This window comes from Candidatus Methylomicrobium oryzae (assembly GCF_016745425.1).
GTDB lineage: Bacteria > Pseudomonadota > Gammaproteobacteria > Methylococcales > Methylomonadaceae > Methylomicrobium > Methylomicrobium oryzae.
Window position 1 is genome coordinate 179,111 of record NZ_JAERVK010000003.1, and the last position, 25,396, is coordinate 204,506.

Sequence of the window (25,396 nt, forward strand, 5' to 3'; positions counted from 1 at the left end):
GGACAATAACGAGCGCGCAGAGCGCCAGCCTTGTGCAGAGCGGAGTATTATGCCTTTTCACATGACCTGCCTCCGTCACGTGCGTGCCGATGGCTTGAGGGCGGCAGAGAGCCTGAAGACAGGCAAAACATTTTCCTGAAAAAATCTAAATTAAAAAGAGATCTTATGAATTCCTGGACGAAATATCCGCAAATTTACGAAATCAATACCTGGGTCTGGCTGGATGAACTCAGCCGAAGCGCCGGCCGGCCGATCACCCTGGCCTCGGTCCCCGATGTCGAGTGGGACAGCATCGCCGCACTCGGCTTCGATGCGGTCTGGTTGATGGGCGTCTGGGAACGCAGTTCGAAGGGCAGAACGATTTCGATGGCCGATGAAGCCTTGCGGGCGGATTTCCAAGCCGCTTTGCCGGATTTCAAGGAAACCGACAATGTCGGCTCGCCTTACTGCATCAGGCGCTACCGTGTTGACGAGCATCTGGGCGGCCCCGAAGGCCTGGCTGTTGCCAGAGCCAAAATGGCGGCGCGCGGCCTGCGCCTGATCCTCGATTTCGTGCCCAATCATGTCGCACCGGATCATCTGTGGCTGGCCGAGCATCCAACTTATTTTATCCGTGGCGGCGACAAGGATTTGAGCAGAGACCCGGCCTCCTTCATCGACATCGGCGGCAACATTTTTGCCTGTGCCCGGGATCCGTATTTCCCGGCCTGGTCCGACAAGGTCCAACTGAACGGTTTTCATCCCGGATTGCGTGCCGCCGCCGTCGAGACCCTGAATGCGGTCGCCGAGCAGTGCGACGGCGTGCGCTGCGACATGGCGATGCTGTTGCTCAATCCGGTTTTCGAGGAAACCTGGGGCCCCCGCGCGGGCGACAGGCCCGAAACCGAATATTGGGGCGAGGTGATACCGGCCATCAAAAAGGCCCATCCCGACTTCCTGTTCATTGCCGAAGCCTACTGGGACAAGGAATGGGCGTTGCAGCAGCAAGGCTTCGATTTCTGTTACGACAAACGCCTGTACGACCGGCTGGCCCGCGAGTCGGCGGAAAGCGTGCGCCTGCATCTGCGCGCCGACCGCGCTTATCAGGACAAACTGGTCCGTTTCATTGAAAACCACGACGAAGCCAGGGCGGCCGCCGCTTTCAATTCGGAAAGGCACCGCGCCGCCGCGGTCGCCGCGCTGACTTTGCCCGGCGCACGCCTGATCCACGAAGGCCAACTGGAAGGTCTGCGCGTTCGTTTGCCGGTATCGTTGGGGCGCCGACCGGAGGAAGCCGCCGACACGGACTTGCTCGCGTTTTATCTGCAATTGCTCTGCGCATTGAACGAGGGGGATTTCATGCAGGGAGACTGGCAGCTTTGCGAGTGCGGCGGCTGGCCGGACAACATGAGCTGCAACAACCTGGTGGCCTGGACCTGGGTCACGGAAAACAGCCGTTGCCTGATCGTCGTGAACCTATCCGAAACTCAAAGCCAGGGCCTGGTAAAATTCGCCTGGCCGGGTCTCAAGGACGGGCTGTGGCGGTTGAACGACGTGTTCCGGTCAACCGGTTTCGAACGCGATGGGGCGGAGCTGGAAAAGGAAGGTTTCTACGTCGACCTGTCGGCATGGGGTTTTCATTTTCTGGTTGCAGAGCAGGGCAATAATGGCCAGTGAGCGTCGGCTGTCAGACCGATAAACCGTAACAAGTAGGACCGTAGGGCGCAATAGGCGAAGCCGTATTGCGCCGTATGAAGGCATTGTATCCGGCGGAATAGGGTGCGCTATTCCGCCTTCCGTTAGGCTTTCCGAACAGCAATTTTGAGGCCCCTGCCTGTTTCAATTGCCGGGCTTCATTCCTCTTGAAGCGGGCGCGAATGATGTAGAGTAAGCGAAAACAAATTGCGGACGTTCAATACGGGCTTCTACGTACGCGCCCGCCCGTATTTCAGTCGTGCCGATTCCTCTGTAATATGCCGTAAAAAGAAGCAGGCTGATCTTCAAGATCGATGCCGTTCTTAAAGGAGAGGAAAAATAGGAGATTTTTTAACCAAACCCCTATTTAAAATCGCACGAAATGAAATTAGCAGCCGTTATTCAACCGACCCGTCAAGACATCACCAAGCGTTTCTCGGCTTATTGCCCGGATATTCCGGGCTGCGTAGCTCATGCCCCGACACCTGAAAAGGCGCTCGAAGCCCTGAAAATCTGCGTCATCCGTCATATAGACAGCCGGAAAGAACTCGGACTTGACTCCATCAAGAACCATTCACAAGTACAGGTTTTAGAGGTTTAAGTTAGTCATTGCACGACGTAAAAGTCAACAACACGCTTAACGAAATCATATGAATACGAGATTTTTTATCGCCATTATCCAGCTGAGCAACCGGGGATTAGCAAAGAATTATTCCGCTTATTGTCCGGATCTGCCCGGTTGCGTTGCTCATGGAGCGACGGAAGAAAAAGCCCTGGCTGCTTTGCGATCTACCCTTGCTCAACAAATAGGGCGGCTTGGCGAACTTGGGCTCGAACCGCCAACGCCGGCTTGCACTGTTAAAATCCTGCAGATCGGAAGCCCGGAAGAAGAGCAAAATGTGCCGGAATTTGCAAATTTAAACAGCATGTATGTGCACTAGCTGAGGAAGTTTGCCGTGGACGGGGCGCTGTCTTTCGCATTTTATAAAGGGCGTGCGCCATTGCCTTTATGCCTTATCCTACGGCAAAACCAGGCTCTTCTCCCTTTGCCGTTGTCAATAAAGCGCTTTTCGTCACCGACTAGCGCGCCCTCAAACGGATTATCCTGCTTGCTCAAGCCGGTAACCCTGGGCTACTGACCGCACGGGTCCGCCGGCGCGCCGGGATCGGCCGCCTGGGGGACTGTGAAGGCCCGGGTCAGCCTGTCCAGTTCTTCTTCCCTGCGAATATCGGGATAGGCGTAATTTCCAGAAGAAAACCTACCGGCCTCGCCGGCTTGTCCTTCACTGGCTCGAAAGGCAGTTTAGTCCGCGAAACCTGACCGTTAACCTTCATCATTTGATCCGGGGTTGATGAACTGATCGCGACCGGCAGTTTCTACTAGGGCGTTGCTGCAAGGGCAAATCGGTGATTCTGGCTTTCGGCACCGAAGGCGCACAAGCCGGCAGCGGTCATCTGATCGGTTGTCTGGGGATCCGATCTCGGTCGCCGCTCTGGCCGAATCGGCGCGGTTGACGCGCTTTACTGATATTGTATCGGGTATCGTGCTGATCACGGCGCCGCTGATGATGGAGGGGGCTCCGGCAGACAGACTGGGCGGGCGCCGCAGCCGTTCTGGCGCTGATTCTATTGAGTATCCCTCCGGGGCAGGATAGAAAACCGGCACGGAAGCTGGAGCTTATCCCGTTTAGAGCCGAGCGGCGGCGCTCTCGTTTTGCCCGGCCGATTGCTGCTGGAGCAAATTTAGCGTGCTTTCCGGCAGTTTTCTGAGGCCGGCGTTTTCCAAATGCAGCCGGGCGTCTTCATGGACCGCGGTCATGAAGCGAATCAGTTCCATTTCATAGCGTATCTTTTGTTCATGATCCTCGGCATCCCACATTTTGTGCAAAAGATGCTTGGCGTGGTGATGGATCGTTAGTGCGACCGACTCGGGCAAATGGGTGTAGCTTTTCTGAATCGACTCTTTCAACTGGTCGAGCGAGCCGAGGTAGTGCTGATAATCCTTGATATCCTGTTTGCAGCGGGTCTTGTACATCGACAGTTCTGCGTCGTGCCGGGTTTTCAGGAGATCGATTTCGTGTTCCAACTGTACGCTCTGCTTTTTGAGTTCGGCTTCCAGCGCTTTCTCGGCCAGAATACGCTGCTGCTTCAATTCCGCCTGCTGCGCCTGATTGTCTTGCCGCCACTGCAAATCCCTGTCCTTGATCGAGTGCAGCAGATTGACGAGGCCAAGAATGCGTTCGGATAACCAGGCCATGACTAACGGTGGGTGATGATCGTTTGTTGAAGCGCAATCAGGCCTTCAATGTTTGCCTGTTTGCGGTAAGTGCGATTCTGCCGCTTCCATGCCTCAAGCTGATCCGTGGAAACGAGCGATTTGATCGCGGCCAGATCGGTATCGATTGCTTGGGCCAATGAGCGGCTGTGTTTGCGATCGTTGGCGCGCATCAGACGCCGCTTTCGGGCTTCCAGAAAATAACGGGTCTGCAAACGGCGGTGGGAGAATAAGCGTTGTTCCCGGTCGAGTTTTCCCTGAATGAACCAGAGCCGACGCTGCCTGCGCTCGATTCCGGAAAAGTAGCTGCGGAATTCCCGTACGATTTGCCTGACGGCGAGAAGCAGCAGGTGGGTGAACAGCAGGGCGAAAGATGAGAGCAGCGATAAGATCCCGATCGGGTAAAACGCTTTGCTGAAGCTTTGGTTCGGCAGCAACGAAAGGGCTTCGGCAATCAAGAAGAGTATCAGCGAGGCGATGAAGAGGGAAAAGGCTATTTTGATCATCGGTTCGACCCCGAATTTGGAATACTCAAATTCGTCATCTCTATGCTCCGCGCAATCGGATCCGGTTCGTTTCGCTTCGGCTTCATCGGTTATGTTCCCACGTTCTCTGTGGGAACAATACGGCTACTTCTATTTAGATAATTTTGGCGATTTATTTTAGTAAACGTCCCGTACGTAGCGTTTGTCCTTTTTCAACTGGTTCACATAGTCGATCGCCTGCTGCTCACTCATTTTGCCGTGCTCGGCAATCACGTCATGCAGTGCCTTGTCGACATCTTTGGCCATCCGGTACGCATCGCCGCAGACGAAGAAATAGCCGCCTTCTTCGAGCCAGGCGAACAGTTCGGTGCCGTGCTCCCGCATCCGGTCCTGCACATAGATTTTTTCAGCCTGATCACGCGAAAACGCCAGGTCGAGGCGAGTCAAGAGACCCTTTGCCTGCATTGCTTCGATCTCGTCGCGGTACATAAAGTCGGTCGCGGCGTTACGATCGCCAAAGAACAGCCAGTTTTTACCCGGTGCCCCCCGGTATTCGCGTTCCTGCAGGAAGGCGCGGAACGGCGCCAGGCCGGTGCCGGGACCGACCATGATCATCGGCAGGCTATTGTCGTCGGGTACTCTGAAGACTTTGTTCGGAGTAAAGAAGCAGCGCACTTCAGTGTTTTCGTTGACCAAGTCGGCCAAGAAGGTCGAGCAGACGCCCTTATGCTGACGACCGAAACTGTCGTAACGCACGCTTGCGACCGTCAGGTGCACGGAGTCGGGATAAACCTTGCCGCTCGACGAGATCGAATAGGCGCGATGCTGCAGCGGCTTCAGCAGGGCAATGAACTCGGCGGCGGAAAACTCGCAGCCGGGGTTTTGCCGGAGCAGATCCAGGATGTCGCGGCCCCAGAGATAATCGGCCAGTTTGTCCTTGTCGCCGGATTCGAGGATCGCGTTCAATTCCTTGTTGCCGGAGCGGCTGGCGATTTCCTCGACCAGTTCCTTGCTCGGCGTCTTGATTTCGAACTGAGTGCGCAATGCTTCAGACAACGAGGTGAATTCGCCGTTGACCGGCTCGTCTTCGTCGCCGTTACAGCCGATCGCTTGGAGAAGATCCTTGACCAGTTCCGGGCAGTTGGTCGGCACTACGCATAGGGCATCGCCGGCTTCGTAACTCATGCCGGAGCCTGCGATCGAAATCTCGTAATGGCGAGTTTCTTTCGACGAGGAAGGTGCGGTGACCAGGCGATTGACCCGCATTGTGCCGGGGAACGGATTTTTCCGGTTGTACTGCGACTTTTCGGGCGCCGTGGCGTCGGCTTCGACTACCGTTGCGGTCGTGTTGCCGCCGGACATGAACGGAATGACCGCCTTGATCCAGGCTTCGGCAGGCTCTTCGAAATCGACGTCGCAGTCGGTTCGTTCGTAGACACGCTTCGCGCCGAGTTCGGCGAGTCTATCGTCCCAGTCCTTGCCCGCCTTGCAGAACAGGTCATAGCTGGTATCGCCGAGTGCCAGTACCGAATATTGCAGCTTTTCGAGCCGCGCCATTGCCTCGCTTTTGACTGTATCCCAGAGCATCTGCGCATTGTCCGGCATTTCGCCTTCGCCATAGGTGCTGGTGATGACCAGGAGATAATCCATCTCCGCCAGTGCATTCGCTTCGATTTCGTCCATACCCTTGACGACCGGTTTGAGCCCGTGCGCCTTGGCGATTTGCGCGGCATCGTTCGCAACCGATTCGGCATTGCCGGTCTGGCTGCCGTACAGGATGTTGATCGTACGGCTCGCGGTTTGCTGGGCGGCGCCCGCGCTTTGGATCATATGAGTGTGCATACCGGCAAAAAAGCCGCTGAGCCAAGCGCGCTGGCTTTCGCTGTAAGGACCGTCGAGAGGAATTTGCGGTGTTTTCATTTCCGTTTAAATGTAAATCAATAAAAATCGGAGCCCCCTCAAGAGTTGAGGGGGCGCAGCTCGAAGAAATTACGGGTGTGAGATCAGGCCGCCTGTTCGTTCAACATGCCCTGCACGATACTCAGGCCGGCGAGACTGGCCAGATATTGCTCAATCGAGGGAATGCCTGCCTGCGCCGCTTTGTTGACCTGATTCTGCTCGATAATCCAAGCGGTGGAACCAATCGAATGGATGCTTTGCACCGAGCGGTTGATCAGGGCGGTTTTGTAATCGTTCAGGCGTTTATCCGCGAGCAGCCAGGACAGCTGTTCGTCCGTGTAGTTGCTGTAGGCCTCGCGGGTGGTCTTGACCAGCGTATCCTGCAGTTTGCGCGGACGCTCGACGATCAGTTTGCGAGCAGCCTGTTCGGTCCGAGCCTGAGTGCGTTGCGTTTCGGGCAAATGCTTCAGCATGTCCTGCGCGACCTGCTGTGCCTTTTCGAGCACCATGAAGCTGTTGACCAGCTTGAAGGTGAGGTCGGTATCGGTGGAGCCGTAAGCCGGAATCGCGCCGCCGAACAGCGGGCTGGCCGTCCGGTATGCTTCCCGGACCTGTTCGATCTGCCGGCGCGCCAGTTCGACCGACAATTCCTCGATCATTTCTTTGCGGTCCATCGCTTTTTGCAGGAAAACCGCCGACTGGGTCTTGTTCAGCCACAAGGGCAGTGCGAATTTGAAATGTTCGCGTTCGTTCGCCCAATTGTTCAGCAGGTTTTTGGCCTTGCTCGAATTCGCGTAGTCGGCATGCTGTTCCAGCATAGAGAGCACGAACTGCTCATGGGCGCGCGCGACATCGCTGTCCTCGCTCAAGCGGCGCAGCTCTACGGACGATTTGTCGTACAGGTTTTCGAGCCGGTTTTCCGGGTCGTACTGGTAGGCGTTGCCGCCGGACATCCCGTTGCAGAAGCCTTTTCCGAAACCGCCGATGTTCAGCACTGCACCGTTGGTCATGTATTCGCAGCCGAAATCGCCGACGCCTTCGACGACCGCCATCGCCCCCGAGTTGCGCACCGCGAAACGGTCGCCAGCCTCGCCGTTGATGAAGGCCTTGCCACCGGTCGCGCCGAACAGCGCGAAATTGCCGATCAGCACATTGTTGCCGGGCGTTTTGACGCCGCCGCCGGGCGATTCGACAATCAACAGGCCGCCGCACATCGATTTGCCGACACCGTCGTTGCAGGTGCCGAGATGTTCCATCCGCATTCCGTCATTCAGGAACGCGGCATAGCTTTGGCCGGCCGAGCCGGTGGTGCGGATCACGACGGTCTCGGGCGCCAGATAACGGCGGCCCTCGGCGCGGTGGCCCTTACTGTGGTTCAGGTAGATCGGCTTGGCTTTCGCGATCTGCTGTTCGGTCAGTTCATAAGCGAGCATCCGCTCGATATCGATCGCGGTCTGGCCGCCGACGGTCTTGTGCCGGTTATTCAGCTTGAACTCGCTGCCTTCGATCACGACCTGGGGCTGGCCTTTTTCGATCAGTTCGGCCTTTACCTTTTCGATGATCTTGTCGTCGATGGCGAAATTCGCTTCGAGATAGATCGGGTTGGCGATCTTGACTACATCGATATACGCCAACATCTTGCGCAGGTCGACCTGACCGATCAGCGACGGATGCTCGATCAGGTGCAAGAGGTCGGTCTGGCCGCGGATTTCCGCGAGGCTCTTGTAGCCGAGTACGGCCAGGATTTCGCGAACTTCATGCGCGAGGTTCATCAGGTACTGCGCCAATACGCGTGCGTCGCCCTTGAATTCTTCATGCACGGTGGTCAGGCCTGCGGGGCATTTCACGTTGCAGTTCTTCGCCATCACGCAGCGCAGCATCATCAGCGCGGTAGTGCCGAATTCGAATGAATCCGCGCCCAGAATCGCCGATTTGACGACGTCGAGGCCGCTTTGGTGCGCGCCGCTGCAGCGCAGAATCACCTTATCGCGCAGGCCGTTGACCGACAGCGCCTGATGCACTTCGGCAATCCCGATTTCGGGCGAGCGGCCGCTGTTTTTCAGACTGGTGACGGCTGCCGCGCCGGTGCCGCCGGTGTTGCCGGCGACATTGATCACGTCCGCGCCGGCCTTGGCAACGCCGACCGCGATTGTGCCGATGCCTTCGGACGACACCAGCTTGACGCCGACCTTTACGCGGGCGGCTTTCGCATCGTGAATCAGTTGGCCTAAATCCTCGATCGAATAAGTGTCATGATGCGGGGGAGGGCTGACCAGTTCGACCCGCGGCGTGCCGCCGCGCAGCGCCGCGATCTCGACCGAGACCTTCGGCGCCGGCAATTGGCCGCCTTCGCCCGGTTTTGCGCCCTGCGCGATCTTGATTTCGATCTCGCGCAGGTTCGGGTCGGCCAGATAGCCGGCCCAGACGCCGAAACGGCCGGAAGCGAACTGCTTGATGTTGCAGGACTTCAGCGTATTGAAGCGGTTCGAATGCTCGCCGCCTTCGCCGCAGTTACTCAAAGAACCCACGATGTTGAAGCCTTGCGCGACCGCTTCGTGCGCTTCGGCAAGCAAAGCGCCGTGGCTCATCGCGCCGGACGCGAGCGTCGGGGTGATTTCGTGCGCGGGCTGGACTTCGGCCAGCGCGATCGGCTCGCGGGCGGTCTGGATCTTGCTCAAATAGTCTGCGAACAGGCTGTCCGCCTCTTCCACTTTCAACGCCAGCGCATCGCCTTCGACCGCGGCGGTAAAAGCGCTACCAGCGAAGCGGGTCTTGAAGTGCTCGGCCAGCTGCTCCAGGCGCGCTTTCGAAGCATTCGATGTCAATTTGACGGCAAAAGCGTTTTCGCCGGTCTTGCTGACATCCAGGCCGCGGACCAGATAATTGATGTTGCCGCGCAGATTTTGCTTGCCCAGGATCCGGTCGAAATCCCGAGCGTTTTCTGCCTGCGTCACATCGGCCGGAAAATCCATGATGTCGCGCAACGCGGCCGGCCGCGATTCGCGTTCCAGATACAGGTTCTTCGTGAAGCTGCGGTAGGCGGGCGTAATGCCGAAATTGTCGATCTGTTCGGGCGTGCGTTTGGTATAGCCGAAATCGGTATAGGCCGTATCGGAAGCTTCCGGCGATTTATCCTGCGGAATGTACAGGATCGGCTCGTCGGTCATGTTGATGTATTCGCGCACCGCGGTGTTGCCGTACGAGTGGCCGGCACCGTCCTGGCGCTCCTTGAACAGACCCAGGAACGGAATATCCTTTTCTTCCTTTACGCCCAACGCCATTCGGTGCCATTCGGCCGCGCTGGAGGCGATGTCGGCAAAGCGCGCACCGCCGACCGACGAATGAATGTTCGGGAAGTAAGGCGCCAGTTTCGGCTCCTCGGTATCGATATAATTCGATTCGAAAAATTCGCCGCCGATGTAGCTTTCGGCCGTACACAGGCCGAATTTGCCCATTGTCTTCATCAGCGATTTTTCGACGCCTTTCTGGAATTTGTCGAGCGCTTTTTGATAGTCGGCCGCTACGAAATCGGTGATGACGCGGTTATGCACGCTGATCGGGCAGATCGCGGAGGCGCCGAAGCCCAGGATCGTCGCGATGTCGTGCGGACTCGCAGCCTGGCCGGTTTCGGCGATCAGCGAGGAGTTGAAGCGCAGGCCCATTTTGACCAAATGCTGGTTGGCGGCGGCAACCATCAGCAGCGCCGGAATCGCCGCCATTTCGCGGCTGATCTTCATGTCGCTCAGGATGACGATGCCGACATTGTTGCGGGCGGCCTGTTCGACCTGGGCGCAGACGTCCAGCAGCGCCGCTTCGAGCGCGTCTTCGTTAAGCTTTGCGTCGTCAAAATTCGGCCGGTACAGCATGTCCAGCGTGACCGTGCTGACCTGGGCCTGGCGGCGGATCTGTTCGAGCTGGGTACGCTGCAGGATCGGCGAATCGATCACCAGTTGCTTGCTGTATTCATCCGAGAAGGTCGGCTTCGCGCCCAACGCGACGCGCAGCGTCATGCCGTCGCTTTCGCGGATCGAATCGAGCGGAGGGTTGGTCACCTGCGCAAAACGCTGGCTGAAATAGCGCGACATGCCGCCTTCCGCGCTCGACAGCGCGTTCGGTGCAAGGCCGTAGCCCATCGCGGAGACCTTTTCGGCGCCAGTCTGCAAAATCGGGTCAAGCAGGAACTTGAAGCTTTCCTGGTTTAGCGAGTAGGCCGTATGGCGCTGATCGAAATTGAATTCGTGGTCGTTGCTCAGTTCGGACAGATCGACCTTCGGCAGTTCGTCCAAGTGCAGGCTGCGCTGGTTCAGCAGGGTCCGGTAATCCTTTTCCTTCGCGAGCCGCTCCATCACTTGATGGCTGTCGTATTTTTCGCCGGTGCTGTGGTCGAAATAAAGCATGCCGCCGGCCTCGATCCGGCCGCGGGTCAGCACTTCCTTCGGCGGGAAGTCGATCTGGCCGGCTTCGGACATCACGGCCAGGTATTCCTTGGTTTCGACCGAGCGCAGAGGGCGCAGGCCCAGGCGGTCCAGGCGCGCGCCGACGCGGATGCCGTCGTTGAAGATCAGCGCGGCGGGGCCGTCGTTCTTTTCTTCGTAGAGGCTGAAGTATTCAAGCATCGCGCGCACTTCCGGCGACAGGGTCGTATCGTTTTCCCAGGCCGGCGGCATCATCGCGAGCACTGCGGTCACGATGTCCAGGTCGTCTTCGTTGATCCGCCGGGTCAAGGTCTGATCCAGGCGGCCGGAGTCGGACTGGCCGCACGGAAAGCAGATGTGCTTGTTGTGCTGGCGCGCGATTGCGTTTTCGCTGAGCCGGTTCTTCTTGTCGGTATTCAGTTCGCCGTTGTGCGCCATGTAGCGGAACGGCTGCGCCATCATCGTCGCCGGCGCGGTATTGGTCGAAAACCGGGTGTGGAAAAACAGCGTGTTGACTTCGTGGTCGGGATCGTAGAGATCCATGAAATACGGGATCACTTCGAACGAATTCAGCCGCCCCTTGTAAACCTGAGTGCGGGAGCTCATCGACAGCGGATAAAAGCCGTTCAGCTCCGGGCGTGTAAAGCCTTCCTTTTCGAGATCCAGCAGAGCTGCCTGAATATACTTTTCGTACTCGTCATGACTGGCCGACTCCAAATGCTCGGGGCGGCCGAATACGACCTGCTTGATCGGCTGCTGGGCCTTGACCGCGGCTTCGTTCAGAACCGCGTTGTCGACCGGCACGTTACGCCATAAGATAATCGGCAGTTTTGCCTCTCTAAAATGGCGCTCGATCAGTTCCGTGGTGACCGAGTCGTAGTGATCGTGATCTTCCGGAAAAAAGAAATTCGCAACGCCGAACCGGCCGAGCTCCAGGTCATTCAAACCGGTAATCTTTCGGAAGAGTTTCAGCGACAAGTCGATATTGACTCCGGCGCCGTCGCCGACTCCTTCCGAACTCATACCCCCCCGATGCGGGATCGTACACAGCGCCTCATGCGTTTTGACTAAAATGTCGTGCGTCTGTATGCTTTGCTTATGGGTGATGAAACCCACGCCGCAGCTGTCCTGGGATAAATCGGCATCGTAGAGTAAGGGTTGCAGGTCGCTCATTCGGGAATTGTTGTTCATAGTTCAGCCCGTCCTAATTATGCCGCGCCGGCGGCCATAATTGATCGTTTTATTTCAATGCGTGATAGAGTAAGCCGGGCGAAAGCCGGCGCATTGAGTCCGTTACGATATTTTCTTTGCTAAAGAAATTCATTTAGTGAAACCCGCCAATGCTAACAGATTTGTCCGAGTTTGTCATGAGTTACTCGAACTCTAGAAGGGATCGGAAGGCCGTCGAATCGTTTGCGATAGAGGGTGTTATCGTTACGGTTTTTGTTGCTTATATCACCTAATCGTGCGCTTGTCGAGCGGGGAATCGGCTCTGTATTCGGATATAAAATATTTATTGGACAAGGGCTTAATGGCACTGTAAAGTCGGGTTGAACAGGGCGGGAAAACGTTTTGAGCCACGTTCGGACGCGGTTTATTAGGCATACAGTACTTTTCGGAAACATGAAAGAAGATTTTGACGTGGTGGTTGTCGGCGGCGGTATGGTCGGTGCGGCGGTCGGTTGCGGATTAGGCGGCAGCCGCCTGAAAATTGCGGTGATCGAGAGCGCGCCGCCCGAACCTTTCTCGCCGGAACAGCCGCACGATTTGCGTGTTTCGGCGCTCAGCATCGCCTCGAAAAATATCCTGGCGGCGGTCGGCGCCTGGCAAGGCGTCGAAAGTCGCCGGTTTTGTCCCTTCAGGCGGATGCGGGTCTGGGAAACGGCGGGAGATACCGAGTTCCGCAGCGACGACATCGGAGAGCGCGAGCTGGGCTATATCGTCGAAAATCGAATTACCCAATCGGCGCTGCTGGAGCGTCTGCAGGCGTTTGCCAATGTCGAGATCATTTACCGTGTCGACGTGAAAAAAATCCGTTACCAGCCCGGCAAGGCGTCCGAGCTCGAACTTGCGGACGGGCGCGTGTTGTCGGCCAGGGTGCTGGTCGCGGCCGACGGCGGCCAGTCCAGAGTCAGGCAAACGGTGGGCCTCGGGGTAACCGGCTGGGATTATCAACAGCATGCGCTGGTGATCTATGTCGAAACAGCTTATGGGCAGCAGGATATTACCTGGCAGCGCTTCGTGCCGAGCGGACCGCAGGCTTTTCTGCCCCTGGCCGGGCATTACGGATCCATCGTCTGGTACAACTCTCCCGATCAGGTCAACCGTTTAAAAGCGTTATCCGACGAGGACCTGTTGAGGGAATTGCAGACCGCTTTCCCCGATTGCCTCGGCAAGCTCAACAAAGTGCTGGGGCGGGCCAGCTTTCCGTTGAAGCGCCAGCACGCGCAGCATTATGTCAAGCCCGGCGTCGCGCTGGTCGGAGACGCGGCGCACATGATCAATCCATTGGCCGGGCAGGGCGTCAATATCGGTTTTCTCGATGCGGCTGCGCTTGCCGAAGTGCTGCTCGATGCCGATAAAAAGGGCGAGGACATCGCCGATGCCGCCGTATTAAAGCGCTACGAAAAAATGCGCCGGAACGAAAATCTGAAAATGATGACCGTGATGGACGCGTTTTACCGGGTCTTCAGCAACGATCTGCCGCCGGTCAAATTTTTGCGTAATCTCGGCCTGGGATTGGCCGAACGGATCTTGCCGGCAAAGAATTTGGTGATGCGCAGCGCGATGGGAATTACGGGCGATCTTCCCAGGCTGGCGCGCGGCGAGCCGCTCATCTAATTTCTGGCCGGTATGATCCCGCTTTGCGCGGGGGCTGCCGTTTGCGGCGCTCCGCCGGGGCAGGCCGGCTTGTGCCTATTTTTTCATTTGCTTGCTAAATTTCAAACGATATACCTTATTCATGCGTCCTGAGGAACTCATGCTGCTGATCATAAACGTTGGCAGCGCCACGATCAAAAGCCGGCTGTTCGATTCGAGTTTGCGGGAGATCGCGCGAATGAATGCCGATTACGGAAACGGCGGCGGCATTCGGTTGAAAGGCCGGGATAGTCAGGGAAGAGACATCGAGCGGCATATTCCCGAAAACGGCACGGCCCGGCAATCCTTGTCCGCAGTTTTCGACGAGTGGCGGAAACAACTTTCGAGCCTGCAAGCCCCCTTAAAAGCGATCGGCCATCGGATCGTGCACGGAGGCGGCGACTTTGCTTCGGCGACTCGGCTGACTTCCGAGGTGTCGGCCCGTCTTGCGGAGCTGGATGCTTATGCGCCCCTGCATAATCCGCTGAACCGACTCGGCGTTTCAATGGCGGAGGCCGCGTTTCCGGAAGTTCCGCAGTATGCGGTCTTCGATACGGCTTTCCATCGGCAAATGCCTGAATATGCGAGCCGCTATCCTATTCCTTCCGAATTGTCGAGCAATGTCGAGTTTCGCCGCTTCGGTTTTCACGGCATCTCTTGCCAATACAGCGTTTCGAGGGCCGCTGCGCTATTGGCGAAGGACCGCTCCAATATCAATTGCCTCATTTTGCATTTGGGCGGAGGCGCCAGTGCGACTGCGGTACTCGGCGGCAGAGGCGTCGATACTTCGATGGGGTTCTCGCCGACCGAAGGTCTGATGATGGCCACCCGCTGCGGCGATATCGATCCGATGATTCCGATGGTTTTGCTCAGAGAAGGCTGGACTGCCGACCGCTTAGACCGCTTGCTTAACCGCGAAAGCGGCCTGTTGGGAGTCTGCGGCGCGGGCGACATGCGAGAGGTCTTGCGATTGGCCGAAAGCGGCGCTGAGCAGGCCAGGTTGGCCGTCGACATTTATTGCTATCGAATCAGAAAATATATCGGGGCGTTCTGCGCGGTGCTCGGCGAAATCGATGCGCTGATCTTCACCGGCGGCGTCGGCGAGCATGCGCCTTTGATCCGGCAAAAAATTGTCGAAGGGCTCGACCGGCTCGGTTTCGCGATCGACGTTGCAGCCAACTTGCAGAACTCGGAACATGACCGGGATATCGGCAGTCCCAGCAAAAAGTCGCGCATTCTGGTTATCCCTGCCGAGGAGGAGCGCGAGATTGCGGCGCAGATTTTAAACTGTTTGGCATATCGATCTTAAGGAGAACAGGCGTGAAAACCCCTTCAGAACATGCAACGCTTTCCCCCGAAATGCAGAGCCGGATGGACGCCTATTGGCGTGCGGCGAATTATCTGTCGGTCGGGCAAATCTATCTGCTCGACAATCCGCTGCTCGACGCGCCGTTGGCGCTCGAACACATCAAGCCGCGTTTGCTGGGGCATTGGGGTACGACGCCGGGATTGAATTTTATCCATGTCCACCTGAACCGCCTGATCAAGGCGCACGATCTGAACATGATCTTTATCTGCGGCCCGGGGCACGGCGGGCCGGCAATGGTCGCGAATGCCTGGCTGGAAGGCACTTACAGCGAGCGCTACCCGAACGTTTCGCTGGATCGGGAAGGCATGCGCGCTCTATTCAAGCAGTTTTCGTTTCCGGGCGGCGTGCCGAGCCATGTCGCGCCGGAGACGCCCGGTTCGATCCATGAAGGCGGCGAGCTCGGTTATGCCTTATCGCATGCCTACGGCGCCGTATTCGACAATCCCGACCTGATCGCCTGCTGCGTGGTCGGCGACGGAGAAGCCGAAACGGGTCCTCTGGCGGCCTCCTGGCATTCGAACAAGTTTCTGAATCCGGCGCGCGACGGGGCGGTGCTGCCGATTCTGCATTTGAACGGCTATAAGATCGCAAATCCGACGATTCTGAGCCGGATCGATCAGGACGAGCTGATCAAGCTCTTCGAAGGCTACGGCTATCGGCCTTATCTGGTCGAAGGCAGCGATCCGGCGGCGGTGCATCCGCGCATGGCCGAGACGCTCGACCGGTGTCTGGACGAGATCCGGACGATACAGCAAACGGTACGCTCCGGCCAATCCTGGAGCCGCCCGAAGTGGCCGATGATTATCCTGCGTACGCCGAAAGGCTGGACCGGCCCTGCGGCCGTAGACGGCAAGAAAACCGAGGATTTCTGGCGTTCGCACCAGGTGCCGCTGGCCAATCTGGCGGAGAATCCGGCGCACATCGAGGTGCTCGAACAATGGCTCCTGAGTTACCGTCCCGAAGAGCTCTTCGATGCGCAGGGGGCGCCGAAACCCGAGCTGCTGGAGCTTGCGCCGCGCGGCCCGCGTCGGATCAGCGATAATCCGCATGCGAACGGCGGCGTGCTGCTACGCGATCTGCGGCTGCCCGATTTTCGCGACTACGCGCTCGATGTATCCGCTCCGGGCGCGATCGAAGCGGAAGCGACGCGGGTGATGGGCAAGTTTTTGCGCGATGTGATGAGGGGCAATCTCGAACAGCGCAATTTCCGGATTTTCGGTCCCGACGAAACGGCCTCGAACCGTTGGGATGCCGTTTTCGAGGCGACGCCAAGGGCTTGGGAGGAAAAAATCCTGCCGGAAGACACCGATTTGGCCCGCGACGGCAGGGTTATGGAGATTCTCAGCGAGCATACCTGCCAGGGTTGGCTGGAAGGCTATTTGCTGACCGGGCGCCACGGCTTTTTTTCCTGCTACGAAGCGTTCATCCACATCGTCGATTCGATGTTCAACCAGCATGCGAAATGGCTGAAAACCTGCAACCGGATACCCTGGCGACGGCCAATTGCTTCATTGAATTATTTGCTGACTTCGCACGTCTGGCGCCAGGACCATAACGGCTTTTCACATCAGGATCCGGGGTTCATCGACCATGTCGTGAATAAGAAAGCCGAGGTCGTGCGTGTTTATTTTCCGCCCGATGCGAATACCCTGCTGTCGGTGACCGATCACGTGCTGCGCAGCCGCAACTACGTGAACGTGATTGTCGCCGGCAAGCAGCCGGCTCCGCAGTGGCTGACGATGGACCAAGCAATCAAGCACTGTCACGCCGGCATTGGTGTATGGGAATGGGCGAGCAACGACCTCGGTGAAGAACCCGATGTGGTGATGGCCTGCGCAGGCGACGTGCCGACGCTGGAGACATTGGCGGCAGTCGACATACTGCGGACTCAAATCCCCGATTTGAAAATCCGGGTCGTCAATGTCGTCGATCTGATGAAGCTGCAGCCGTCGGGCGAGCATCCGCATGGGCTGTCCGACCGCGATTTCGAACAACTGTTCACTTCCGATAAGCCGATCGTGTTCGCTTACCACGGTTATCCCTGGCTGATTCACCGGCTGACTTACCGCCGCCCCAATCATGAGAATCTGCATGTGCGCGGCTATAAGGAAGAAGGCACGACTTCGACGCCTTTCGATATGGTCGTGATGAACGATGTCGATCGCTTCCATCTGGCGATCGATGTGATCGACAGAGTGCCTCGGTTAAAAGACCGGGCGGTTTATCTGAAACAATATTTCAAGGGCAAGCTGATAGATCACAAGCACTATATCCGGACCTACGGTGAGGACATGCCGGAGATCCGCGAATGGAAATGGCCTGCGGAAACGGTGGGTTCGCATAGGCAAGCTGGTTAAGGCGTCCTTATGCGGCTAAGTCCATGTTCGAGTCCGGTAGGGCTGTTCAGTATCCGTTTAGAATTTGTTAGTATAATTATTAAGAAACTTTTCGGAAATTAATGTCAAACCTGGCAAATTTTTTGAAAATACGTTTTATCGGCTTCAATATAACAAGGTCGTCCAATATTCACCCATGACCGAGGCAAATATGAAAAAAACCTTATTAATCACGGCGATCAGCTCCGTATTTTTGACCGCCTGCGTTACCGATCCTTATACCGGCGAGTCCCGGATCAGCAACACTGCCAAAGGCGGCGGCCTAGGCGCAGCAACCGGTGCGGCAATCGGCACCGCATTCGGCGGCAATGACTGGAAGAATGCAGGCTGGGGCGCTTTGGCGGGCGGCGCGCTGGGGGCTGCGGTCGGCGCTTATATGGATCATCAACAAAAAGAAATGGAGCAGTCCTTGCAGGGTACCGGCATCGAAGTGCAAAGAACCGCCGAGAACACCTTGAATCTCAACATGCCGGAAAGCGTAACGTTCGCCTTCAATTCGTCTACGTTGACTCCTCATGCGCAGTCCGCGTTGAATACGGTGGCCAGTATCCTGAATCAATATCCGGAATCGACGATCACCGTCACCGGTCACACTGACGATATTGGCTCGGATACTTATAATCAGCGCTTGTCGGAGCAACGCGCTGCCAGCGTGTCCAATTATCTCGGACAGCACGGCGTAAATTTTTCCCGTTTGAAACAGCAGGGCATGGGCGAGAGAATGCCGAAGTTTCCGAATACCAACGAGGAAAACCGCGCGCAAAACCGCCGCGTCGAACTGGCGATCGTTGCGAACAGCAATGCGGGCGCGCAGCAAGGCTCTCCGCAACAGCCCCAACAGCAAGGTTATCCTCAACAGCAGGGCTACCCGCAACAGCAGGGTTATCCTCAACAGCAAAGTTACCCGCAACAGCAAGGCTACCCGCAACAGCAGGGTTATCCTCAGCAGCAAAGTTACCCCCAACAGCAAGGTTACCCTCAGCAGGGCTATCCTCAACAGGGCTACCCGCAGCAAGGCTACCCGCAACAGCCGTACGGATATCCGCGCTAAATGCGTTTATCGGCCGGGGAGCGGCAAGCTCTCCGGCTCGCGAGCCCGGCCCCGGTGCAACACGATTGCGCCGGGGCTTTTTTTTGTCCCCATGGATGGCCGGACGAAACGTAGAATACGATACATTGTCTTTCCGTGGGATTAATTTACGGTTCGCTTATGGCATCGGGTATAATCATTACCCGTTGGCCGCATTCTCGGGCGGCCGGTGTTTTTATTTACAGACTTAGACCATCATCGATCAAGGCCTTATGGATTTAAAATTTCTCGATTTCGAACAACCCATTGCCGAACTGGAAGCTAAAATCCGCGAGCTTCGTAATGTGGAGTTCGATAATGACATCAACATATCTGATGCCATCCAGCAGTTGGAAGAGAAAAGCCGCGCACTGACTGAATCTATCTTTGCGACGCTGTCCGACTGGCAGATTTCGCAATTGTCCCGTCATCCGGGACGTCCTTATGCGCTCGATTACATCAAGCTGATGTTCACCGATTTTCATGAATTGCACGGCGACCGCGCTTATGCGGACGATCCGGCGATCGTTTGCGGTCTGGCGCGGTTCGACGGAGAGCCGGTCGTAGTGATCGGGCATCAGAAAGGCCGAGACACCAAGGAAAAAATCTACCGCAATTTCGGGATGCCGCGCCCGGAAGGTTACCGTAAGGCTCTCCGCGTGATGAAGATGGCCGAGCGCTTCCAACTGCCGGTGATCTGCCTGATCGATACGCCGGGCGCCTATCCGGGCATCGGCGCGGAAGAGCGCGGACAAAGCGAAGCGATCGCGAAAAACCTGTTCGAAATGGCCAAACTCAGAACCCCTATCATTTGCACCGTGACCGGTGAGGGCGGTTCCGGCGGTGCTTTGGCGATCGGGGTCGGCGACCGGCTGATCATGCTGGAATACAGCACCTACTCGGTCATTTCTCCGGAAGGCTGCGCTTCGATTCTGTGGAAAAGCGCGGACAAATCGCAGCTTGCTGCGGAGGCGATGGGAATCACTTCCGACCGGATTCGCGAGCAAGGCCTGCTCGATGAAGTGGTCCGCGAACCGGTAGGCGGGGGCCATCGGGATTTTCACGGCGTGGCCGAGAATTTGAAGGAAGCCCTACAACGTCATCTTGAAGAACTGAGACAACTCGATATCGACGAGTTGCTGGAAAAGCGTTATCAGCGCCTGATGAATTTCGGCGCTTTCATCGAAGAGCCGGTTAAATAATAGCCGGCATTTCCGCCGCCCGGTTTAATGCCGGGCCCTTAAACCTCGAGGTTTTAACCCACATGCTGACGCCGCGGCTGATCGAGTCTTCGCTCGCTTTATGCCAGGCGTCTCCCCGGCGAATTTTCCTCGCCTATAGCGGCGGCGTCGATTCGCACGTGCTGCTGCATCTGTGTGCTCAGGAACCGAAACTGCATGAAAGACTTACGGCGGTGCATGTGCATCACGGCCTGCAGGTGCAGGCCGAGGATTGGGCTCGCCATGCCGAAGCGACGGCGCGCGGACTCGGAGTCAACTTTCTGCTGCGCCGCGTGGATGCTCATTCCAAACCGGGCGAAAGTCCGGAAGAAGCCGCCAGAAACGCCCGGTACGCGGCGCTGAAGCCGCTGATGCGCCCGAATGATGTGCTGCTGGTTGCGCAGCATCAGGACGATCAGCTCGAAACGGTTTTGCTGCAGTTGTTGCGGGGTGGTGGCCTGCTGGGGCTTGCCGGGATGCCGGAAAGCATGCCGTTCGGTCCGGGGGTGCTGCTCAGGCCGTTTCTGCATGTCCGGAAACAAGACATAGATCGTTATGCGTTAGCGCATCAATTGGAGTGGATCGAGGATCCGACCAATCGCGAGAGCATGTATGACCGCAACTTTCTGCGTCGGGAAGTGCTGCCGTTATTAAAGCAGCGCTGGCCGGCCTGCGGTCGGACCGTGGGCCGGGCGGCAGGCCATTGCTCAGAAGCTTATGCCGTTCTGGCCGAGATTGCCGCCGAATCTTTCGCCCACGTGCACTCTACTCGCGACAACACGCTGGATATCGAGCGGCTCGGCGCGTTTGACTTTCGAAAGCGCCGGTTGATCATCCGGCACTGGTTCGGGCAAATGGATTTGAAAATGCCGTCTCAGGCTTTTCTGGCGCAGCTGTTCGATCACGTGATCGGCGCCGCCGGCGATAGCGATCCGGTGCTGAATGGGCAGGGCTGCCAAATACGCCGCTACCGGAACAAATTGTATTGCCTGCGAAACGGGCAAGCCGAGGATTTGCAGCCCTTGGATTGGCCCAAGGAAAAGGAATCGCTGATGATCGGCAAACGTATGACCCTGAGTCGAGTCGTTTCGACGGCCGGAATTCCCGAGTCCGTCTGGCGGCAGTCAACCGTAACCGTCAAATTCCGCAGCGGGGGCGAAAAGATCGCGTTGCCCGGGCGCCGAGGTCATCATCTTCTGAAAAATCTCTATCAGGAGATCGGTGTTCCGCCTTGGGAAAGGGCTGCGCTCCCTCTGCTCTATCTCGACGGCCAACTGGCCGCGGTCGCCGACCTTTGGATCGGCGCCGACTATTACCGGGAAGGCCCGTATCCCTGCTTCCGTCCGGTGTTAGCCCGTCATTAATTTGGGCGCGCAAATCGCTAAAGACGATAGCGCCTGTTTGGTGCTAAAATAGCCAACCTTCTGATACCCGTCATCTGTCTAAAATCCGAAGTAAACAATCTTTACATGACCAAATATATCTTTATCACCGGTGGAGTCGTATCTTCCCTCGGTAAGGGCATTGCGGCGTCTTCGCTCGCAGCCATTTTGGAAGCGCGCGGCCTGAAAGTGACTTTAACCAAGCTGGATCCTTACATCAACGTCGATCCGGGCACGATGAGCCCTTTCCAGCACGGCGAAGTATTTGTGACCGAGGATGGCGCGGAAACCGATCTGGATTTGGGACATTACGAGCGTTTTCTGAAGACCACGATGACCCGGAAGAACAACTTCACCACCGGCCAGGTTTACGACAGCGTGCTCCGCCGCGAGCGTAAAGGTGAGTATCTCGGTGCGACCGTACAGGTGATTCCGCATATTACCGACGAAATCAAGAACCGCGTTCAGCAAAGCGCCGAAGGCAAGGATGTAGCGATCATCGAAGTCGGCGGTACGGTCGGCGATATCGAATCGTTGCCGTTTCTCGAAGCGATCCGGCAGATGCGCGTCGATCTCGGCGCTGAGCGCTCGCTGTTCATTCACCTGACGTTGATTCCCTATATCCGCTCGGCGGGCGAACTCAAAACCAAACCGACTCAGCACTCGGTCAAGGAATTACGTACGATCGGCATTCAGCCTGACATTTTGATCTGCCGTTCCGAACAGCCGATTCCGGTAAACGAGCGCCGCAAGATCGCCTTATTTACCAATGTCGAGGAAAAAGCGGTCATTTCGGCGGTCGATGCGGATACGATTTATCGGATTCCGCTCTTGCTGCACGAGCAGGGCCTGGACGATATCGTCGTGAACAAATTGCGTCTGAATGCGCCGCCCGCGGATTTGACCGAGTGGAAAAACGTGGTCGAAGCATTGACGACCTCTACGCATGAAGTGAATATCGCGATCGTCGGCAAATACGTCGACCATACCGATGCGTACAAATCCCTTAACGAGGCGCTAATTCATGCGGGCGTACGGACCCGGAACAAGGTCAGGATCCATTATATCGATTCGGAAACGATCGAAGACGAAGGCGTCGGCGCGCTGAAGAACGTCGATGCGATCCTGGTGCCCGGCGGTTTCGGCGAGCGCGGCGTGGAAGGCAAGATCGCCACGGTCAAGTATGCCCGCGAGAACAAGATTCCTTACCTCGGCATTTGCCTCGGTATGCAGGTCGCAGTGATCGAATTCGCCCGCGACGTGGCGAAACTCGAAGGCGCGCACAGCACCGAATTCCTGCCGAATTCACCGCATCCGGTGATCGGCCTGATTACCGAATGGATGGACGAAGCGGGTCGGATCGAAACGCGCGACGAAAATTCCGACCTGGGCGGTTCGATGCGCCTGGGCGCTCAGCAATGCCGCCTGCAAGCCGATTCGCTGGCGTACAAACTCTATCAGAAAGACGTGATCACCGAGCGTCACCGCCATCGCTACGAGTTCAATAACCAGTATTACGACAAGCTCGAACAGGCGGGCCTGCGCTTTTCCGGCAAATCGATCGACGGCCGCTTGGTCGAAGTAGTCGAGATCGCCGATCATCCCTGGTTCCTGGCCTGCCAGTTCCACCCCGAATTTACCTCGACCCCGCGCAAGGGGCATCCGTTGTTCTCAGGTTTCGTGGTTGCGGCGGCCGAGCATAAAAAGGCAACTGTGTAGGTTGGGTTACAGGCTTTTTCGCAACCCAACATTGACCGGGATAGCTTTTTGTTGGGTTGGCTATCGCCAACCTAACTTACAGGGGCTTTGGCTCAATAAGAATTTAAAAAATTAGAGAATATTCATGCAATTATGTGGTTTTGAAGTCGGCCTCGACAAGCCGCTGTTTTTGATCGCCGGCCCCTGCGTGATCGAAAGCGAGCAACTGGCGCTCGATACGGCGGGCTATTTGAAAGAAGTGACGCAGGAGCTGAACATTCCGTTCATTTACAAATCCTCGTTCGACAAAGCCAACCGTTCCTCGCACGAAAGCTTCCGCGGCCTCGGCATCGAGCGCGGGCTCGAAATTCTGGCGAAAGTCAAAAAACAAATCGGCGTGCCGGTTTTGACCGACGTGCACGAGGACACCCCGCTCACCGAAGTCGCGAAGGTCGTCGATGTGATGCAGACCCCGGCGTTTTTGTGCCGACAGACCAATTTCATTCAGAGCGTCGCGGCCTGCGGGATTCCGGTCAACATCAAAAAAGGCCAGTTCCTGGCGCCGTGGGACATGGCGAACGTCGCGAAAAAAGCGAAGGCTGCCGGCAACGAGCAAATCATGGTCTGCGAGCGCGGCGTTTCGTTCGGCTACAACAACCTGGTTTCCGACATGCGTTCCCTGGCGGTGATGCGAGACACCGGTTGTCCGGTCGTGTTCGACGCAACCCATTCGGTACAATTGCCGGGCGGGCAGGGCAATTGTTCGGGCGGGCAGCGCGAATTCGTGCCGGTGCTGGCGCGGGCCGCGGTGGCGGTCGGCATTTCCGGCCTGTTCATGGAAACGCATCCGAATCCGGCCGAGGCGAAGAGCGACGGTCCGAATTCGTGGCCGATGCATCGAATGAAAGAATTACTCGAAGTTTTATTAACCATCGATCAGGCGGTCAAAGCCCAGCCCCTGATAGAAACTACAATCTAAGGAAACATTCATGGCTGCAATAGTAGATATTCGTGCAAGAGAAATTCTGGATTCGCGTGGTAACCCAACCGTCGAAGCCGATGTGATACTGGCTTCTGGCGTCGTCGGCAGCGCGATGGTGCCATCCGGCGCTTCGACCGGCGAACGTGAAGCGATCGAGCTGCGCGACGGCGACAAATCCCGCTACCTCGGCAAAGGCGTATTGAACGCGGTCGAGAACGTGAAGACCGAAATCCGCTCCGCGATTCTCGGCATGGACGCGGCAGACCAGGAAGGCATCGACAACAAGATGATCGAGCTGGACGGCACCGAATCGAAGTCCCGCCTGGGTGCGAATGCGATGCTGGCAGTCTCGATGGCGGCGGCGCACGCGGCAGCGCAAGAAAGCAAGCAGCCGCTCTACCGCTATCTGAACAAATCAGGCGAATTCGTGATGCCGGTGCCGATGATGAACATCATCAACGGCGGTTCGCATGCGGACAACAGCGTCGATCTGCAGGAGTTCATGATTTTGCCGGTTGGCGCGCCGACTTTCCGCGAAGCGATCCGCTACGGCGCGGAAGTGTTCCATAATCTGGCCAAGGTGTTGAAATCGAAAGGCCTGGCGACCACGGTCGGCGACGAAGGCGGCTTCGCGCCTAACCTGTCTTCGAACGAAGAAGCGATCGGCGTGATCCTGCAGGCCATCGAACAGGCCGGCTTCAAACCGGGCGTTGATATTTACCTGGGCCTGGATGCGGCCGCGTCCGAATACTACAGCGACGGTGTTTACGACTTGGCGTCCGAAAACAAGCAGTACACGTCGGCGCAAATGGCCGACTTCTTTGTCGACTGGGTCAATAAATATCCGATCATCAGCATCGAAGACGGTTTCGATGAAAACGATTGGGACGGCTGGAAACTGATGACCGACAAACTCGGCGGACGCGTCCAGTTGGTTGGCGACGATCTGTTCGTAACCAATCCGAAGATTCTGAAGCGCGGCATCGAGCAGAACATTGCCAACTCGATCCTGATCAAGGTCAACCAGATCGGCACCTTGACCGAAACGCTGGCCGCGATCGATATGGCGAAAAAAGCCGGCTACTCGGCTGTCGTTTCGCACCGTTCCGGCGAAACCGAAGACACCACGATCGCCGATCTGGTTGTCGCGACCGGCACCGGCCAGATCAAGACCGGCTCTCTGAGCCGCTCCGACCGTGTCGCCAAGTACAACCGCCTGATGAAGATCGAGGAAGAGTTGGGCGGCGTGGCCCGCTACGCAGGCCGCAGCGCATTCAAGTCGCTCTAAATCTTGGAATCAAGGCGCAGTCTGGCGTGCTTGCCAGCCTTGCGCCTTGAACAGACGTCATGAAATTTCTCGTTGCGATCATCATCCTGCTGATCCTCCACTTCCAATACCGCCTGTGGCTCGGCGACGGCAGTCTGAAGGAAACGCGCGCCTATCAGCAGCAGTTGGCGGAGCTGAAGAAACTGGCCGAGGAAAAACGCCAGCGCAACGAGAAGCTTTATGCTGAAGTCAGAGACCTGCACAAAGGCCAGGAAGCGATCGAAGAGCGCGCCCGCGACGAATTGGGCATGATTCGCGAAGACGAAACCTTTTTTCAGGTAATCGAAAAATAATCCCTAACATCCATTGGGCTGAATGCGTATTAACGCGATTCCCCTGCTGATAT

17 protein-coding genes are annotated in these 25,396 nt (G+C 57.0%); 13 read left to right on the plus strand and 4 right to left on the minus strand.

Annotated elements, in window-relative coordinates; all coding sequences use genetic code 11:
- Positions 1 to 165: 165 nt before the first annotated feature.
- From JJL52_RS04445 to JJL52_RS04455, 3 genes are all read left to right on the plus strand, one after another.
- Positions 166 to 1,656, plus strand: coding sequence for an alpha-amylase family glycosyl hydrolase (locus JJL52_RS04445; RefSeq protein WP_202051189.1), 1,491 nt, complete (start codon positions 166 to 168; stop codon positions 1,654 to 1,656).
- A 400-nt stretch (positions 1,657 to 2,056) separates the two neighbouring features.
- On the plus strand, positions 2,057 to 2,275 hold the full coding sequence (locus JJL52_RS04450) for a type II toxin-antitoxin system HicB family antitoxin (RefSeq protein ID WP_202051190.1): 219 nt from the start codon (positions 2,057 to 2,059) through the stop codon (positions 2,273 to 2,275).
- Positions 2,276 to 2,324: 49 nt separating this feature from the next.
- Entirely contained in the window at positions 2,325 to 2,615 is a 291-nt protein-coding gene (locus tag JJL52_RS04455) for a type II toxin-antitoxin system HicB family antitoxin (protein ID WP_202051191.1), read from the plus strand.
- Positions 2,616 to 3,361: 746 nt separating this feature from the next.
- On the opposite strand, the gene JJL52_RS04460 is transcribed toward JJL52_RS04455, so the two are convergent.
- The 4 genes from JJL52_RS04460 to JJL52_RS04475 all read right to left on the minus strand — a co-directional run bounded on the left by JJL52_RS04460 (position 3,362) and on the right by JJL52_RS04475 (position 11,939).
- Positions 3,362 to 3,931: a hypothetical protein gene (locus tag JJL52_RS04460; protein WP_202051192.1), complete on the minus strand. Its 570-nt coding sequence runs from the start codon at positions 3,929 to 3,931 to the stop codon at positions 3,362 to 3,364.
- Positions 3,932 to 3,933: 2 nt separating this feature from the next.
- Positions 3,934 to 4,455 carry a hypothetical protein gene (locus JJL52_RS04465; RefSeq protein ID WP_202051193.1) on the minus strand — a complete coding sequence of 174 codons (522 nt, stop codon included), beginning with the start codon at positions 4,453 to 4,455 and terminating at the stop codon, positions 3,934 to 3,936.
- 156 nt (positions 4,456 to 4,611) lie between these two features.
- Positions 4,612 to 6,354, minus strand: a complete 1,743-nt coding sequence (locus JJL52_RS04470) for a sulfite reductase subunit alpha (RefSeq protein ID WP_202051194.1) — start codon at positions 6,352 to 6,354, stop codon at positions 4,612 to 4,614.
- Between the two features lie 83 nt (positions 6,355 to 6,437).
- Positions 6,438 to 11,939: a glutamate synthase-related protein gene (locus JJL52_RS04475; RefSeq protein ID WP_202051195.1), complete on the minus strand. Its 5,502-nt coding sequence runs from the start codon at positions 11,937 to 11,939 to the stop codon at positions 6,438 to 6,440.
- Between the two features lie 432 nt (positions 11,940 to 12,371).
- On the opposite strand from JJL52_RS04475, the gene JJL52_RS04480 reads away from it, so the two are divergent.
- The 10 genes from JJL52_RS04480 (at position 12,372) to ftsB (ending at position 25,343) form a co-directional block, all read left to right on the plus strand.
- Positions 12,372 to 13,589 carry a UbiH/UbiF/VisC/COQ6 family ubiquinone biosynthesis hydroxylase gene (locus JJL52_RS04480; RefSeq protein WP_202051196.1) on the plus strand — a complete coding sequence of 406 codons (1,218 nt, stop codon included), beginning with the start codon at positions 12,372 to 12,374 and terminating at the stop codon, positions 13,587 to 13,589.
- Positions 13,590 to 13,728: 139 nt separating this feature from the next.
- Positions 13,729 to 14,916 (plus strand): acetate/propionate family kinase, encoded by a 1,188-nt coding sequence (locus tag JJL52_RS04485; RefSeq protein ID WP_236994043.1) that lies wholly within the window; start codon positions 13,729 to 13,731, stop codon positions 14,914 to 14,916.
- A gap of 11 nt (positions 14,917 to 14,927) precedes the next feature.
- The gene (locus tag JJL52_RS04490) at positions 14,928 to 17,333 is read left to right on the plus strand and encodes a phosphoketolase (protein WP_202051198.1); all 2,406 of its coding nucleotides are present in this window, start codon (positions 14,928 to 14,930) and stop codon (positions 17,331 to 17,333) included.
- A gap of 190 nt (positions 17,334 to 17,523) precedes the next feature.
- Positions 17,524 to 18,423: a YiaD family glycine zipper/OmpA-like lipoprotein gene (locus tag JJL52_RS04495; RefSeq protein ID WP_202051199.1), complete on the plus strand. Its 900-nt coding sequence runs from the start codon at positions 17,524 to 17,526 to the stop codon at positions 18,421 to 18,423.
- A 251-nt stretch (positions 18,424 to 18,674) separates the two neighbouring features.
- The gene (gene accA / locus JJL52_RS04500; protein WP_202051200.1) at positions 18,675 to 19,643 is read left to right on the plus strand and encodes an acetyl-CoA carboxylase carboxyl transferase subunit alpha; all 969 of its coding nucleotides are present in this window, start codon (positions 18,675 to 18,677) and stop codon (positions 19,641 to 19,643) included.
- Between the two features lie 62 nt (positions 19,644 to 19,705).
- Positions 19,706 to 21,025: a tRNA lysidine(34) synthetase TilS gene (gene tilS / locus JJL52_RS04505; RefSeq protein WP_202051201.1), complete on the plus strand. Its 1,320-nt coding sequence runs from the start codon at positions 19,706 to 19,708 to the stop codon at positions 21,023 to 21,025.
- 105 nt (positions 21,026 to 21,130) lie between these two features.
- Complete coding sequence (gene pyrG / locus JJL52_RS04510) at positions 21,131 to 22,762, plus strand: CTP synthase (RefSeq protein WP_202051202.1); 1,632 nt, start codon at positions 21,131 to 21,133, stop codon at positions 22,760 to 22,762.
- A 124-nt stretch (positions 22,763 to 22,886) separates the two neighbouring features.
- The gene (kdsA, locus tag JJL52_RS04515; RefSeq protein WP_202051203.1) at positions 22,887 to 23,720 is read left to right on the plus strand and encodes a 3-deoxy-8-phosphooctulonate synthase; all 834 of its coding nucleotides are present in this window, start codon (positions 22,887 to 22,889) and stop codon (positions 23,718 to 23,720) included.
- Positions 23,721 to 23,730: 10 nt separating this feature from the next.
- On the plus strand, positions 23,731 to 25,011 hold the full coding sequence (eno, locus tag JJL52_RS04520; protein ID WP_202051204.1) for a phosphopyruvate hydratase: 1,281 nt from the start codon (positions 23,731 to 23,733) through the stop codon (positions 25,009 to 25,011).
- A gap of 59 nt (positions 25,012 to 25,070) precedes the next feature.
- On the plus strand, positions 25,071 to 25,343 hold the full coding sequence (gene ftsB / locus JJL52_RS04525) for a cell division protein FtsB (RefSeq protein WP_202051205.1): 273 nt from the start codon (positions 25,071 to 25,073) through the stop codon (positions 25,341 to 25,343).
- Positions 25,344 to 25,396 lie beyond the last annotated feature (53 nt).

What these genes read in the sequence shown, in the direction of transcription:
- accA (WP_202051200.1), top strand. Translation starts at nt 18,675, where the DNA reads ATGGATTTAAAATTTCTCGATTTCGAACAACCCATTGCCGAACTGGAA.
- JJL52_RS04450 (WP_202051190.1), top strand. Translation starts at nt 2,057, where the DNA reads ATGAAATTAGCAGCCGTTATTCAACCGACCCGTCAAGACATCACCAAG.
- JJL52_RS04470 (WP_202051194.1), bottom strand. Translation starts at nt 6,354, where the DNA reads ATGAAAACACCGCAAATTCCTCTCGACGGTCCTTACAGCGAAAGCCAG.
- JJL52_RS04445 (WP_202051189.1), top strand. Translation starts at nt 166, where the DNA reads ATGAATTCCTGGACGAAATATCCGCAAATTTACGAAATCAATACCTGG.
- tilS (WP_202051201.1), top strand. Translation starts at nt 19,706, where the DNA reads ATGCTGACGCCGCGGCTGATCGAGTCTTCGCTCGCTTTATGCCAGGCG.
- JJL52_RS04460 (WP_202051192.1), bottom strand. Translation starts at nt 3,931, where the DNA reads ATGGCCTGGTTATCCGAACGCATTCTTGGCCTCGTCAATCTGCTGCAC.
- JJL52_RS04455 (WP_202051191.1), top strand. Translation starts at nt 2,325, where the DNA reads ATGAATACGAGATTTTTTATCGCCATTATCCAGCTGAGCAACCGGGGA.
- kdsA (WP_202051203.1), top strand. Translation starts at nt 22,887, where the DNA reads ATGCAATTATGTGGTTTTGAAGTCGGCCTCGACAAGCCGCTGTTTTTG.
- JJL52_RS04480 (WP_202051196.1), top strand. Translation starts at nt 12,372, where the DNA reads ATGAAAGAAGATTTTGACGTGGTGGTTGTCGGCGGCGGTATGGTCGGT.
- pyrG (WP_202051202.1), top strand. Translation starts at nt 21,131, where the DNA reads ATGACCAAATATATCTTTATCACCGGTGGAGTCGTATCTTCCCTCGGT.
- ftsB (WP_202051205.1), top strand. Translation starts at nt 25,071, where the DNA reads ATGAAATTTCTCGTTGCGATCATCATCCTGCTGATCCTCCACTTCCAA.
- eno (WP_202051204.1), top strand. Translation starts at nt 23,731, where the DNA reads ATGGCTGCAATAGTAGATATTCGTGCAAGAGAAATTCTGGATTCGCGT.
- JJL52_RS04465 (WP_202051193.1), bottom strand. Translation starts at nt 4,455, where the DNA reads ATGATCAAAATAGCCTTTTCCCTCTTCATCGCCTCGCTGATACTCTTC.
- JJL52_RS04475 (WP_202051195.1), bottom strand. Translation starts at nt 11,939, where the DNA reads ATGAACAACAATTCCCGAATGAGCGACCTGCAACCCTTACTCTACGAT.
- JJL52_RS04485 (WP_236994043.1), top strand. Translation starts at nt 13,729, where the DNA reads ATGCTGCTGATCATAAACGTTGGCAGCGCCACGATCAAAAGCCGGCTG.
- JJL52_RS04495 (WP_202051199.1), top strand. Translation starts at nt 17,524, where the DNA reads ATGAAAAAAACCTTATTAATCACGGCGATCAGCTCCGTATTTTTGACC.